General features: G+C 43.1%; 10 protein-coding genes and 1 tRNA gene. 10 read left to right on the top strand and 1 reads right to left on the bottom strand.

Translation table 11 applies throughout. From position 1 onward, the window contains the following. The first annotated feature begins 139 nt into the window (after nt 1–139). The 7 genes from fepB (at nt 140) to ACED59_RS14905 (ending at nt 9552) form a co-directional block, all read left to right on the top strand. The gene (gene fepB / locus ACED59_RS14875) at nt 140–1105 is read left to right on the top strand and encodes a Fe2+-enterobactin ABC transporter substrate-binding protein (protein ID WP_017098505.1); all 966 of its coding nucleotides are present in this window, start codon (nt 140–142) and stop codon (nt 1103–1105) included. Nucleotides 1106–1137: 32 nt separating this feature from the next. Further along, nucleotides 1138–2178 carry an iron ABC transporter permease gene (locus tag ACED59_RS14880; protein ID WP_017098506.1) on the top strand — a complete coding sequence of 347 codons (1041 nt, stop codon included), beginning with the start codon at nt 1138–1140 and terminating at the stop codon, nt 2176–2178. Continuing rightward, a complete protein-coding gene (locus tag ACED59_RS14885; protein ID WP_017098507.1) occupies nt 2175–3236 on the top strand; it encodes an iron chelate uptake ABC transporter family permease subunit in 1062 nt (353 codons plus the stop codon). Before ACED59_RS14880 ends, ACED59_RS14885 begins: the two co-directional genes overlap by 4 nt. Before the next feature lie 187 nt (nt 3237–3423). Continuing rightward, a complete protein-coding gene (locus ACED59_RS14890; RefSeq protein WP_017098508.1) occupies nt 3424–6639 on the top strand; it encodes a condensation domain-containing protein in 3216 nt (1071 codons plus the stop codon). Nucleotides 6640–6837: 198 nt separating this feature from the next. Further along, on the top strand, nt 6838–7650 hold the full coding sequence (locus ACED59_RS14895) for an ABC transporter ATP-binding protein (protein ID WP_017098509.1): 813 nt from the start codon (nt 6838–6840) through the stop codon (nt 7648–7650). A gap of 5 nt (nt 7651–7655) precedes the next feature. Continuing rightward, on the top strand, nt 7656–8357 hold the full coding sequence (locus tag ACED59_RS14900; protein ID WP_009846404.1) for a 4'-phosphopantetheinyl transferase: 702 nt from the start codon (nt 7656–7658) through the stop codon (nt 8355–8357). Nucleotides 8358–8520: 163 nt separating this feature from the next. Then, the gene (locus ACED59_RS14905; RefSeq protein WP_009846405.1) at nt 8521–9552 is read left to right on the top strand and encodes a potassium channel family protein; all 1032 of its coding nucleotides are present in this window, start codon (nt 8521–8523) and stop codon (nt 9550–9552) included. A 117-nt stretch (nt 9553–9669) separates the two neighbouring features. On the opposite strand, the gene ACED59_RS14910 is transcribed toward ACED59_RS14905, so the two are convergent. Beyond that, complete coding sequence (locus ACED59_RS14910; protein ID WP_009846406.1) at nt 9670–10239, bottom strand: UPF0149 family protein; 570 nt, start codon at nt 10237–10239, stop codon at nt 9670–9672. Between the two features lie 170 nt (nt 10240–10409). On the opposite strand from ACED59_RS14910, the gene ACED59_RS14915 reads away from it, so the two are divergent. The 3 genes from ACED59_RS14915 to ACED59_RS14925 all read left to right on the top strand — a co-directional run bounded on the left by ACED59_RS14915 (nt 10410) and on the right by ACED59_RS14925 (nt 13835). Then, entirely contained in the window at nt 10410–12866 is a 2457-nt protein-coding gene (locus ACED59_RS14915) for a hybrid sensor histidine kinase/response regulator (RefSeq protein WP_012603641.1), read from the top strand. Between the two features lie 248 nt (nt 12867–13114). After that, nucleotides 13115–13564, top strand: a complete 450-nt coding sequence (locus ACED59_RS14920) for an L-alanine exporter AlaE (protein ID WP_017098510.1) — start codon at nt 13115–13117, stop codon at nt 13562–13564. A gap of 180 nt (nt 13565–13744) precedes the next feature. Beyond that, nucleotides 13745–13835 (top strand) — tRNA-Ser (locus tag ACED59_RS14925). Nucleotides 13836–14167 lie beyond the last annotated feature (332 nt).

Genomic DNA, 14167 nt, shown 5'->3' on the forward strand with positions numbered 1-14167 from the left:
GCTTAATGGCTTAATGGCTTAATGGCTTAATGGCTTAATGGCTTAATGGCTTAATTCAGAAAAGTTATTCAGACTCAAACTCCCAGTAGTAAGACCATTTAATTCACTAAACGCAAACTAAATGAAGTGTAAATAGTAAATGAGAATCAATATAATTTTTAAAATCATTGTTGTTTTTTTGATTTCAGCTTCGGCTTCTGTTTTCGCAGAAACCGAAATGACATCTCAAAATACTTACCCCAAGACTTTCGTTAATGCGGATGGCTCACAGACAGTGATCCCATCTAAACCGACTCGAATCCTTTCTACCTCGGTGACGATTAGTGGGACGCTACTGGCTATTGATGCTCCTTTAGCCGCAACAGCACTCACTTATGAAGGGAAGTTTTTTAGTCAATGGGCAGATATTGCTGAACAGAGAAGCGTGGAAAAGGCATGGCCTGCCGGCAGCGTTGATTTAGAGTCTGCCTATATCTATGAACCTGATTTGATTGTTGTAGCATGGCGCGGTGGTGATTCGGCGAGAGATCAAATCGCTGAATTTAAGCAAATAGCACCAACCATTATTTTGGATTACACCGCACAATCATGGCAAGACTTGGCTTTGAGGCTTGGACAGGCGACAGGGTTAGAAGAACAAGCCCAACAAAAAATTGGCCAGTTTGAGTTGTTCGTTAACCAGAGTAAAAACAAGCTACAGATACCAGAAGGCGAAACCAATATTGTGGCGTATTTTGGACCTGGAGCTACCAATGCTATCGCTTTAGAGGATGGCGTTCATGCGGACTTGCTCACTGATCTTGGTTTTAAAATGGAAGTGCAAAATCGTCAATGGCATGACAACACCGTGCCTTTATCAGATTTTATGCGCGTCCACTTTGAACTGCTGACTCAACTTAAAGCCGATACGACATTTTTGCTAGAAGCGAGCGACGACAGCGCTAATCGATTCATGCATGACCCAATCTTGATCAACCTTCCGTCCGTCCAGAATAAACAAGTCTTTGGCCTAGGTGAGAATTCATTTCGTATCGATATGTATAGTGCCACTGAAATCGTTAACGACATTGTTCAGCTTTTTGAACGAGATACAAATGCAGGTTAATGGCTAATGCCAATGGGTAAAGGATGTCCGTAATGACAAGTATTGCTGGTCCTGCAGAAGCATTTGAACAGATAAGAAATGGACAACGACGACGATGGCTGATGGCGGGAGTCGTGTTGTTATTTTTTGCCTCGTGTTTTAGCCTTTTTATCGGCACGCATTACATATCGCCGGTAGTGACTTTGGATGCGATTTTTTCTTTTGATCCAACCAACAGTGATCATCTATTGGTTGTCCACCTTCGAATTCCACGCACCTTGTTAGCTTTAGTTGTTGGCGGTGCGCTTGGTGTTGCTGGCGTTATCATGCAAAGCTTAACTCGTAACCCATTAGCAGACCCTGGGATACTCGGTGTCAATGCGGGGGCGACAGTTGCCATAGTCTCAGCGATAGCCTTTCTGGGCATCCATGATATGGCCTATGTGATGTGGTTTGGTTTACTTGGGGCGGCTGTTTCCGGAGCGGGTGTTTTTGCACTTGCTGGGGTCAATAAAGGGGTTAACCCTGTAAGAGTTGTATTGGCGGGAACTGCTTTGTCGGTTGTGTTGCTTGCACTGACTCATATGATCACAATAAACAGCAATGAAATGGTGTTTGAACAATATAGACATTGGGCTGTGGGGTCATTTCAAGGGCGAGGTTACGATGTCTTGATCCCGGCTGCCATGTTAATAGCCATTGGATTAGTAATCGCATTTTCATTAAGTAAAGCCTTAGATACTGTCTCGTTAGGGGACGATATTGGTCACGCCTTAGGTGTTAACCCGATCAAAATATGGTGTTTTGCTTCTATTGCTATTGTGGTTTTAGCGGGGACCTCTACTGCGGCGGCTGGTCCTATCAGCTTTGTTGGTCTTACTGCCCCTCATATTGCAAGGATGGCGGCGGGGCCGGATCATAAATGGTTGATGCCTTTCTCTTTACTGATTGCATCCATTCTGGCGGTTGTCGCCGATGTACTAGGCCGGATCGTCGGGTATCCCAATGAGATCAGTGTAGGCATTATGATTGCTCTAATCGGCGGGCCATTCTTTGTATTCTTAGTGAAACGTTGGAAGATATCTCCCCTATGATGATTGAGCCTTACACTCTTCAAAATTCTGGCTCGGGAAGTGTTGTACGCTTCGGTCAGTTTTCTTTCTGTTATCAACCGTCTCATATACTTGTCGCTTTGATTTTGTTGATATCAGTTTGCGCTATTGCAACTTATTCCATGACATTGGGTAAGTTTAATATCTCGTTGCCTCAAGTGGCCGATATCATTCTTGGGGTTGGAGAGGGGGGCGTAAAAGATCGAATAATTCTTAACATAAGACTACCTAAGGTTCTTACTGCGGTCTTTGTTGGGGCTGCGTTAGGCATTTCTGGTGCGGTATTTCAATCGGTATCAAGAAATGCTCTTGGTTCTCCAGATGTCATTGGCTTCACTACGGGGGCTGCGACCGGTGCAATTGCTCAAATAGTTTTGTTTGAGCAAGGGGCAATAGAAGTTGCAATCGCGGCGATAGTCGGCGGAGTAATCACGGCCGTTATCGTCTACTTACTCGCGGTAAAAGCAGGAGTGGTTGGAGGGTATCGCTTAATACTCACTGGTATTGGGGTCGGGTCCATTTTGAGTGCGCTGAACAGCCTGATGTTAGTTAAGGGTAATTTGGACAATGCCATTTTGGCTAATCTATGGCTTGCAGGATCACTGCATGCTAGGACATGGACACATGTTTATCCTGTACTTATAGGGGTATTTCTCCTCCTCCCTTTTATGATGATGCTAAAGCGTGCGCTTGCCATGATAGAGATGGGGGATGACATCGCAACTCAGCTGGGTATCCGAGTAGAGCGAGTCCGTCTTTCTATGATTTTCTTTGCTGTGGTCTTAGCCGCATTCGCGACAGGAGCTGCTGGACCTATTGCCTTTATTGCCCTTGCTGCTCCTCAATTAGTTGGTCGATTGAGAAAGTCGCGAGCATTATCCTTATTCTCCTCAGCTCTTATGGGCGCGTTGTTGGTCTTAACTGCGGACGTTTTAATTCAATGGTTACCTTTTCAAGCAAGCGTGCCCATAGGCAGGATGACGGGTATTGTTGGTGGCATATATTTAATTTGGCTATTGACCCGATCTCGCCAGTTTTAAGCATAGGTATACATATCTTAATTAATACAAATGAGAATGCTTTACATTAAGTTTTATTGAGAATAAAGTAAGCCACTGATTTTAATAAGCGTAGAGCTTAGAGCCTCCCCCAGAATACTTGTACTTTAAAGGCAGCTTTAGCTTCAAAAAGGACAGTTCTGAATTCTTTCAGACAGGAGAAAGGAACATGATATTTAACTCGCATCACTCGAAGGAAAAGAGTGGATTTGGCAACGCAGTGACAGATTTTGAAGAACGAGTTTGGATGCACCATCAGCAGCATGAAGATTCTGCTCAATACTCAGCTGCTTACCGTCTAGCTGGGGAAGTCAACATTGGTCGCTTGGTTTCTTCGTTGAGTAAAATTTCTCAATTCGTCCCATCCCTTAATGTTTGTTATCAATTTGATGAGGATGCAGGTTTAGTTAAATTTCACGGTAATGAATTTTCTCAGACGATTAATATTGAAGCTGTTGATTCAGTTCAAGATGCTATTTCCCACCTGCAAGCTAATCAATCAACCCCTATAGCGCTGGAATCTCAGTCAGGAATCCAATTTACGGTTTACATTTGCGCAGAGCAAGATGTGGTGTTAGGTGTAGTTTCTCACCAAATTTTGAGTGGTGAAGTGTGCTGGAAAGAAATATTCGAAGTTGTGAGTGCTTTATATAATCATGGCCTTTGCACCATAGAGCAGAGAAAGCAGCCCACAGAGATAGGAGGTTTCACGCCAATTCAAAAGCTTGAAGCTCTTTCGACATCTTATTTGCCATGGATTAAGCGTTCTACACAGGATATTGACTTAGTACAAACCGGTGTCAGTGAAAATGTTTGTTCGTATTTACAAGCATCAGTACCACGTAAGTTTACGACTTCTATTCAAAGAGAGATCTTCGAGAACCGCCTTGGTAGGACGATGAACGAAGTAGAAATCCTCTCAGCTACTGCGGTGCTGTTCGCTCGTTACATCACCGAGTCTAATGATCTCGATAGTCTTGATGTGTTCATGCCGGTTGATATCAGTCAGAAAAATCGAGAAATTAATGGCGCGATGATTGAGACTGGTTTGACTCATCTCTGTTTAGGGCAGCCAATTTCAGACTTAGGCCAAGCTGTTGGCGACCTTACTATGAGGCTAACCGCTGCTCAGTCTAAGACCATCGAGTCAACAGAGTTTTCTCAATCAGCAGCTTTAGTGACTTGGCTTGTAGATCCGTCTGACTATTTGTCACTTGACGATGTAGAGGCTGTGAAATTACCGACCGCACCGCTTCATCCGAAGTTTGAAATCTCTCTTGCGGTTGGCATTAACCGACAAGGTGCCCTGTCATTTGAGTTAGTTACGGGGGCAACGGTTTCTCCTCACTTAGGTGCGTTTCTATTTGAGCAATTTATTGCCTACATTGATGGCCAAAAAGTCACTAAACCTGCATTGGCAAAGCAGGATGTAAAAGCAGCACCGTTGGTGAATGAAAGTGCCGAGCCAGTTTCAATTTTTGAAAAGGCAATACTCACTGAATTTAGAGATGCACTTTCTATAGAAAGCATGAACAAAGACGATGACTTCTTTGATTTTGGTGGTCATTCGCTTATTGGTACTCGAGTCATTGGTCGCTTGTTGAAGGACCATGGGATTGAAGTGAGCATTGAAGACTTATTCACCTACCGAACTGCGACTGAACTGGCTAAGCGCGCTAAGCCAATAAATCCCACGGTTATGCCGGCATCAGTTGAAGCATCAAGTCCCGTTTCTGAGATAAATTCTACTGCCGAACTCATTTTGGCTGAGTTTAAAGAGGCGTTAGCTTCGGATACGATGACAGTAACGGACGATTTCTTTGACTTCGGAGGGCACTCATTGATTGCAACTCGAGTTATTGGTCGCTTGCTGACTCACCATAGTATTGAAATCAGCATTAATGATCTTTTTGGCAACCCGACGGCTCAATCGCTTGCCGAACAAGCTGTGCCGAAAAGTACCGAGTTTATTGAGTCTTCGGCATCTCTTACCGATGTTGGTTCTACACTTGCTCCATTGTCACTCGCTCAGAATTCTCTGTGGAAGGCGATTCCAAAATACGCCAAATTTGGACTCAATACGATTTTTAACTTACCGTTTGTTTTACGCTTTTTCGATGAATTGGATGAAGTGGCTTTTGGGGAAGCTTGCCGCGATATTCTAGTTCGTCATGCCACTCTAAGAAGCCATTTTTATGAACATAATGGTAATCCATGCCAACAAGTGGTTGATGTCAGTGACATCGGCAATTACAAATGGTTTTGGACTTCAGATGAATGTGAAATCGAAGATAGGGATGAGTTTCTTAAACAAGAGGCAATCCATCCCTTTGATTTAGAGAAGGAGTTCCCTCTTCGAGTAAGATTCATCCGTTGCAAGGATACGGGGCAGCAGTTCTTGTCCTTCTTGTTCCACCATATTGTTCAAGATGAATGGTCAGTGAATTTGATGATGGATGAGCTTAATTTAGCTTATAAACTGCGCGTTCAAGGTCAATCACCGGAATGGAGACATGAAGCTCTTCCAATGCACGAGTATGCTCGTATGCAGAGAGGTTCTGGAACACATCAGAAGCACCTCGATTATTGGTTGGATAATCTAAAAGATGTGCCGTGGTCTACCCCTATATTCCCTAAGAGTCACCCTTTATCAGAGAAGGCTGATCCTCAAGGGGCTAAAGGTGGTTGGGTTATCGTTGAAATTGAAGATAACGTAAGGGATGGGTTATATGCACTTGCCAAGCAGCAAAGCGCATCGCTATTCAATGTTGTTTATGCATCTATTGCAGCGGCACTCAATGTTGTTGGTGCACCCAATAAGCTCATAGTAGGAACCTCGGCTTCGGGCCGACAAGACGTTGAGTATTATGACACGATAGGTTACTTCACCACCGTAGTGGCGCATTTAGTGAATTTTGAACGCGTCCGTACGGTGGCTGAACTGGTAGCCCAAGTGAAACATACGATTAATGATTCTATGCCATATGGCGATATTCCTATCGACCTTATTGAAGAAGGTTTGGTTGGGGGGGATCCCGATGTGGATGGGCACATGTTCGAAGTCTTTATTCAACTTCACGCCAAAAGTAAATTTAGTGGTGCTTTTGAATTGTCTAATGGTGACAAAATCAACTTCCAGCAGGTTGATTCAGATCGAAGCGAATCTGGTTTAGGACTTCAGTTCGAAGTGTTAGAAGAAACCGTCAATGATGAGCAGGTGCTACGTGTAATGATGAGCTACCTTACTGAAAACTACAGTCAAGCTCAGGTTGATCTTCTGTGTGACACACTAAGAGCTCTGTTTGCAGAATTTGCTTTGAGCTCAAAGGGGGAGCAGTTGCTCGAAGCAATTAAAGACCGCGTGGTTGAACCCGCAATGTTCTAAAACCGTAGGTAGATTACTCGTCCAAGAAACCATGCGTAACCTTGAGCAGCATCAAGTCTATTCTTGATGCTGCGCTTTCCCAAGTAACTGAATGGCTAGAGCTATTGAGTTAAGCAATCAAACAGCTAATTGGCTAAATAAGCAAATAGTTAAAGGTTACTTAGGGGATATTGTTTAACTTAAATGAATCAGAAGTTTATGAGCCTATCGACACCGGTTAAATCCAACATTACCTCTCGACTAAATGGAAATAACCTTAAACTTGCATACGATAATCGCGTTATTTGTGAAAATCTCGAACTTAATATTCCTGAAGGTAAATTTACGGTCATTGTCGGACCCAACGGGTGCGGAAAGTCTACCTTATTGAGAAGCTTGTGCCGCTTGTTGAAACCTTCTCAAGGTAAAATTTGTCTTGATGGTCAGAATATTCAAAAGGTGCCAGCTAAAGAGTTGGCGAGAGAGTTAGGGTTACTGCCGCAAAGCTCACAAGCTCCTGAAGGGATTCGAGTCGTTGATTTGGTGGCAAGAGGTCGCTACCCGCATCAAAAACTGTTTAAGCAGTGGAGCATAGATGATCAAGAGGTGGTCTTTCAAGCGATGGAAGATACTGGTGTCACCGATTTGGCCGAGAGGCAGGTCGATGAACTCTCTGGAGGTCAGAAACAACGAGTTTGGATCGCCATGGTATTAGCGCAAAAGACACCGATAGTATTACTTGATGAGCCAACAACTTATTTGGACGTCGCACACCAGATTGATTTGTTGGAGTTGTTCCGTAGCCTCAATAGAGAAAAAAAACATACTATCGTTGCCGTGCTGCATGATTTGAATCAAGCCTGTCGTTATGCAGATCACCTGATTGCATTTGCTGGTGGAGAAATTGTCGCGCAAGGCGAACCTAAGTCTTTAATTGACGCCAAACTCGTTAAGCAAGTATTTGGCTTAGATAGCGTTATTATTGATGATCCTGTAAGTCATACTCCATTGATTGTGCCTCTGGGGAAGTAACTCGTATGACTTTTTTGTCAGGTTTGCAATTGCTCACCTTTGGTTCGCAAAATATTAAGGTTTGGCAGTACCACTTTGAACGACAAAGGTATACAGATTGCCTTTTTCAAGAACTTGACGTCGCGTTACCAAATGAAATGAAGCGTTCAGTAACTAAACGAAAAGCGGAGTTTATTGCCGGTCGCAGGGCGGCATTGCACGCATTACGCATTGAAGGGTGTGATTGCCTCGAACTGCCCATCGGTGAACACCGATCACCGGTTTGGCCCGAGGGTTGGATTGGAAGCATTTCTCATACCGATGATCTAGCGGTAGCGACGGTCAGTTCATTAAGTGACGTGAGCTTTGTTGGTTTGGATGTTGAAGAGCTCATCAACGAAAACCAGGTTATGTCACTCATGCCTATGTTTGTTAGCCCTCAAGAAATAAAGCACTTAGCCGGGACTCACCTTCCCATTCAATGGTTTGTCACCTTAGTGTTCTCTGCTAAGGAAAGTATTTTTAAAGCCATCTATCCCTATGTTAAGACTTATTTAGAGTTCAGCGACTCAAAGCTAATGAGTATCGATATGGATAAAGGCGAGGCACATTTTCAACTGTGTGAGCGCGGAGAAAAGGCGTTTGGCGAAGCACTAAATCTGTGTGTGTATTTCTTTTTTAAGCAAGGTAAAGTTTATACATTGGTACGCGAACCTCGCCAAGCTTGATTTGATCCAAGAAATTGTTTGTATATATTTCTAAGTCTTTTTGTACCTAAATGTGGACTATTGGCATTATTTGGGGCTCATGTGCCTTTTTCTTAAGATACATCTTGTTGATATCATTTATTTTTTCTAGCATGTAACTAAGAGAAATGGATTAGAGGCTCTAATGATAATCTGGTTACAACTCAAACGTTGGGTCAAAGCGAATATCTTTGTTTTGAATGGTAAAAACCTACTGTTTACTTTCCTCGGCTACGTGTTTTTATCGTGGTCGACATTGTATTTAGCGGGTGAAACGGACTTAACCAACTCGTTTACTACATTTGCATACTATTTAGTCGTGACGGCTTCTACGGTTGGTTATGGCGATTTGTCACCGACGACGGAAGCGGGGCGATGGATTGTTATTTTGTTTGTTATCCCTGGAGGGCTCAGCCTTTTCGCTGCTTTACTGGGTAAGGTGGCAACAGAAGGTGTTGAATATTGGCGAGCGGGCTTGTTAGGTAAAAGGAGAGTTAGAGTGGAAAACCACATTTTGATGTTGGGGTGGAATGAACAAAGAACCATTCATCTCATCCGTATGCTGCAACATGAAGAAACGGGCAAGCGACCAATCGTATTATGTACGCGTTCAGATATCGAAAATCCGTTACCCGGTGAGATCAATTTCGTTAAGGTCAACAGCTACACCGATGGTAAAGAGATGGAGAAAACGGGCATTGAGTCAGCCAGCTGTATTCTTATTGATAACCCTGAAGACGACATCACGCTGTCTGCAGCGCTTTATTGTGCGAACCGAAACCCTAAGGCTCATCTTCTGGTTTACTTTAAAGATGAGGCGTTGAGCGATTTACTGCATCAACATTGCCCAAACTCTGAATGTATTCCGGCAGTGGGTGCCGAAATGCTGGCTAAAGCTGCGGTTGATCCCGGTTCAAGTGCACTTCATCAAGAGCTTTTAAGCTCAACTAGAGGTATGACACAGTATTCGACGTATTACCCTAAAGATGCCGAACCTGTAACCGTCGCGCCTATTTTCTCTGTATTCAAAGAGAAGTATAAAGCAACGCTGATCGCGATTGATACGGGGAGTGGTATAGAGCTTAATCCGGAGTTAGACCAAGTTGTCAGCAGCGGCACTAAGTTGTTTTACATTGCCGATGAGCGAATTGATCATTTCGATTGGAAAGGCTTTTAGACGGCTATTTAGTCTCTCCTGAAGCGAAAGAAGGCCTCATTGTGAGGCCTTCTTACTATCGTTCGATATAGCGCAGCTTATTTCTCTTATATCTCTCGCTTTAGAGAGAATGGAAAATTATTGAGCTTCGGCTAATGCGATACCGCGTTGCGTTAACCCGCAAAGCATCACGGGCACAGCATTAAAGATCTCTTCAAATTGCTCAAGGCCTTCGATGCCTTGCTCTGCAAGCGTAGCAATGGAAGTTTCTGGATCGTAAAGCATGCTTAGTGAAAGCAACACGCCGCCGACCAGTGCATTGTCTTCACTGTCTTCGGGCATCAGTGTTTCCCAATCATCACGGGCAATCTGCCAGCCTTGAAGTAAGCCTTCACAAAAATCGCGAGCTGCTGTATTTACAACTTCTGCATCATCTAATTGACAAGCTTCAGGCCATACCCAAGTACCTTCGATCAGTTCTGGGCGGGTTTTGTTCCAAAGCGCGATGATAACTTCAATGTAGCTTTCCAGCTGTTCACCGTCGGTAAAAGGTGCGACTTCTTCGCCACCCCAAAGGAATGGCAGCCATTCATGAGGGGTTAACACATTTGGAGCGGCTGCCATTGCAGTGACAAAGCCCATGGTTTTGTGTTCTGTGATTAGCTTTCCTTCCAACTCTGGAAGCGCAAGAATATCTTGTAAAGTCAAAGTGAGGTACCGTAAAAGGGAACATATTTGTGCTTATAGTACCAATGAACTTGCGCCAATCAAGCTTCATCTAAAAACGCTTGATGTCATTAGTGATAAACACTAGGTTAAACAGAAAAGAAAATAACAAGATAATTATGCAAATACGCTCGTCTCTCAAGAAAAAAAGTATGGTAGCGCTTGGTGTATACCTCGCAATGTTCATTGCTATTGTCGGTAGTGTGACGTATTACGTCGTAGAATCTCCTGTACGCGCTAAGTTGCAACAAAACCTCGACTTACGTACACAACTGTTATCGGAATTGATTACAGCACCCCTCGGCAGCTCTCAAGGTTTTGTTGATAGTTTGGTTGGTTTCGCTCAGGCGCAGCGCAGTGATACTGATGTTATACCGTTATTTATTAAGTCAATGTTGGCGGCGAGCGATGACACGATCGTCAGCGCAGGTATTTGGCCAGAACCGCATGCATTGGATTCTGATAAAATCCTTAACAGTTATTTTTTCAACAAAGCCGACGATGGTGATATTGACCAGATCTTTTCTTATAACAACCCCAAAAATACGCCTTATCAAAACGAATATTGGTATACATCTGTATTAAACAAAGCGCAGGGAACCATTGCATGGAGCAATGTGTATATTGACCCATATACACATGTTCAAATGATCACAGCATCTTCACCTTACTATTACGATGGAACTTTTGCAGGTGTCGCGACGGTGGATCTCTCACTCGAAGAGTTGCTCGGCTTTATCAAGAACCATGCGGAAGAATACAACCTTGGTATTACTCTAAGAGACAAACTCAACCAAGTGTTGGTTTCTCATAACTTCAATCTCGTTGATGGGATTTATATTAGTAGTAACCAATTTGGAGAGTTTGGATGGCAAGTGGATGTCGTCAACTCAAAATCACGAGTAGCAGACGAAGTGTTTCGTCAGGTAATGAGCGTTGAAGGCGGTATTGTGCCGCTGTTGTTATTGTGTGTCATGGCCGGTTATTACTTACTGAACCGCTATTTGATAAACCCAATCACAACGATTGCCGCCCAAGTTGATAGTTCTAAAGCGGGCGAGATCATCGATGTTGACTACTCTAGTGATGATGAAATCGGTCACTTAATCAAAACCTTCAATGAAAAAACCATCTATCTCGAAGCTGAGAAGGTTAAAGCTCAAGCGTCAACTAATGCCAAAACGGCCTTTCTTGCGACTTTGTCACACGAAATTCGTACCCCGATGAATGGTGTATTAGGAACGGCTCAGATCTTACTGAAAACCCCTTTGAGCACAGAGCAAGAGAAGCATCTTAAGAGCCTGTATGATTCGGGTGATCATATGATGACGTTACTCAATGAAATTTTGGATTTCTCAAAGATAGAGCAGGGTCGGTTAGATCTGGATGAAACACGATTCCCGCTTGATTCAATCATAGGAAGTATCAATAGTGTCTATTACACATTGTCTTCCGAGAAAGGGCTTCAATTCAAAGTGTACTCCGAAGTGCCTTCTGGCCGTTGGTACTTCTCAGACAAAGCACGCCTTCGCCAAATTTTATTTAACCTCTTAAACAACGCAGTCAAGTTTACCTCTCGAGGCTTTGTCGAGGTGTACCTTAAAGAAATCGTAGAGCGAGGTGACACCTACCTTAGTATTCGAGTTCGTGACACGGGGATTGGTATATCTAAAGAAGCACAAAAACGTATTTTTAAACCGTTTGAACAAGCTGAGTCTTCGACTACGAGACGCTTTGGCGGTACTGGTCTCGGTTTAGCGATTGTGAAGAAAATTGCCCAATTGATGGAAGGCAGTATTAGTGTCACCAGTGAAGAAGGGATAGGCACCAGCTTCGATGTTCGCTTGAAGATTAAGCCTTGCCAGCCTGGCGAAATAGAGAGCTTGCCACATAAAAAGTTAGATTACTCTGGCTTGAAGGTACTGATTGTCGAAGATAACCGAACCAATACCGTCATTATTGAAACCTTCATGAGCAGTAAAGGCTTCACTTGTAAGAGCGTCGAAAATGGTGAACTTGCGATACAAGCCGTGGTGGCTGAGCGCTTTGATTTGGTATTAATGGATAACCATATGCCAGTGATGGACGGCGTTGAATCAACCACTGCAATTCGAGCTTTGATAGGCGAGATATCATCGGTACTGGTGTTTGGTTGTACGGCTGATGTCTTTAAAGAGACTCGCGAACGTATGCTTGGTGCGGGTGTGGATTATATTATTGCCAAGCCGATTGATGAGCGTGAGTTGGATGATGCGTTATTCCGCTATTCAAACAAGCTTTACCAATACCATGAAGTTAAAGCTCATGATCTTGATAGCCTAGATGTAGAAAAAAACGATTCGCAAAGTAACAGCGAGTCACTACCTAAACCTGATCTACGAAACAAAGATAACACCGAAGAGCTACTCGTCACGCTGTACGTTGCGCTCGAAGATAATAACTTAGCGCTGATTAAGTCTGCATTAGAGAGCTTGCGTGTTCATGCTGAACCTATGAATAATGCAAAGCTCACAGATCACGTCGATAAAGCTTTAGAGCAGGTTTCTCTCGGTTTCACTCCTGAACAAGAAATCATCAATACCATTACGGTAAATCTTCCTATGGCATAGTTGTTGTTTAATTACGGAAATATAATAACAAATCGCTCGTCATTTGACCTTTGTGGGTTTTATTGGTGGAAGTGACTGCTTTTAAAGTGGTTTTTGGTTGTTAATTTACAACTTTATTTTTAATTTGGAATGTATGACTGCTTATCTTGTGGTTTAATAGTGACATTATCTGGCTAGGTGTAATCTGGCCTTGTTTATGTGTTGTTAAATCACTAATTAAGTAGTGATATATTTTAGGTTTATTGTCAATGAAGTCTCGTGGTCCATTCTGTATTCGAAACGCAGCTGCGGATACATTCGCTATGGTCGTTTTCTGTTTTATTTCTGGAATGATTGTTGAAGTGTTTATTTCTGGTATGACGTTTGAGCAGTCTCTTGCTTCTCGAACGTTATCTATTCCGGTAAACATAGCTATCGCTTGGCCTTATGGAGTCTTTCGTGATTGGTTCTTGCGTAACGGCGCAAAGCTTTCACAAAGCTCATTGATGAAAAACTTGTCTGACTTGGTGGCGTACGTGTTATTCCAGTCACCTGTGTATACCGGTATTTTATTGGCAGTAGGTGCTTCAAGCGACCAGATTGTTACGGCTGTCACCAGTAACGCTGTTATCTCATGTGGTATGGGCGTGCTGTACGGTTACTTCTTAGATATGTGCCGTAAATGGTTTAGAGTTCCGGGCTACTATCAACAAGCTTAAGAAAAGCAACAAGCGTAAGTACAACGATAGAATGAAATTTGGTTTGTTTTTGATCTAATGAGTTAATTTGTAATCGAACAAACTGAAAAAGGCACTTTTTTTGATAATGCCTCTTGACCAAAGCAAGCAGAATCAATAAAGTAGCGCCTCGTTGAGTGACAAGCTCAACACACAATTTGTGGAAGGATGGCTGAGTGGCTTAAGGCGCTCGCCTGGAAAGCGAGTATACGTTTATAGCGTATCTGGGGTTCAAATCCCCATCCTTCCACCACTATTCAAAACCCTAGCAGAAATGCTGGGGTTTTCTCGTTTTAGAGCACCTATATTTTATCTCTATCTCTATCTCTATCTCTATCTCTATCTCTATCTCTAGCCCAAAGTCCTTTGCCTAGTTATCACGCCTTCCAACGCTATTTATGACCACTTGCTTACTGTGATTGGTATTATACCAATCGTAGTAAATAACTGGTCACCCTAGCTTGTTAAAAACCTCGATAACTTCGTTAGAATTTTTGATTGTAGAATAACTACTTATCGAAAAATTCTGCCTTGTTCTCAAGCTTTTTTCCTACGCTATGTTTGATCACTTATTTACTGTGATTA

Origin of the sequence: Vibrio sp. FF266 (genome assembly GCF_041439695.1) — a bacterium.
Lineage (GTDB): Bacteria > Pseudomonadota > Gammaproteobacteria > Enterobacterales > Vibrionaceae > Vibrio > Vibrio tasmaniensis_A.

Excerpts from the sequence above, each read along its gene's own strand:
- fepB (WP_017098505.1), top strand. The coding sequence starts at position 140 with ATGAGAATCAATATAATTTTTAAAATCATTGTTGTTTTTTTGATTTCA.
- ACED59_RS14880 (WP_017098506.1), top strand. The coding sequence starts at position 1,138 with ATGACAAGTATTGCTGGTCCTGCAGAAGCATTTGAACAGATAAGAAAT.
- ACED59_RS14885 (WP_017098507.1), top strand. The coding sequence starts at position 2,175 with ATGATGATTGAGCCTTACACTCTTCAAAATTCTGGCTCGGGAAGTGTT.
- ACED59_RS14890 (WP_017098508.1), top strand. The coding sequence starts at position 3,424 with ATGATATTTAACTCGCATCACTCGAAGGAAAAGAGTGGATTTGGCAAC.
- ACED59_RS14895 (WP_017098509.1), top strand. The coding sequence starts at position 6,838 with ATGAGCCTATCGACACCGGTTAAATCCAACATTACCTCTCGACTAAAT.
- ACED59_RS14900 (WP_009846404.1), top strand. The coding sequence starts at position 7,656 with ATGACTTTTTTGTCAGGTTTGCAATTGCTCACCTTTGGTTCGCAAAAT.
- ACED59_RS14905 (WP_009846405.1), top strand. The coding sequence starts at position 8,521 with ATGATAATCTGGTTACAACTCAAACGTTGGGTCAAAGCGAATATCTTT.
- ACED59_RS14915 (WP_012603641.1), top strand. The coding sequence starts at position 10,410 with ATGGTAGCGCTTGGTGTATACCTCGCAATGTTCATTGCTATTGTCGGT.
- ACED59_RS14920 (WP_017098510.1), top strand. The coding sequence starts at position 13,115 with ATGAAGTCTCGTGGTCCATTCTGTATTCGAAACGCAGCTGCGGATACA.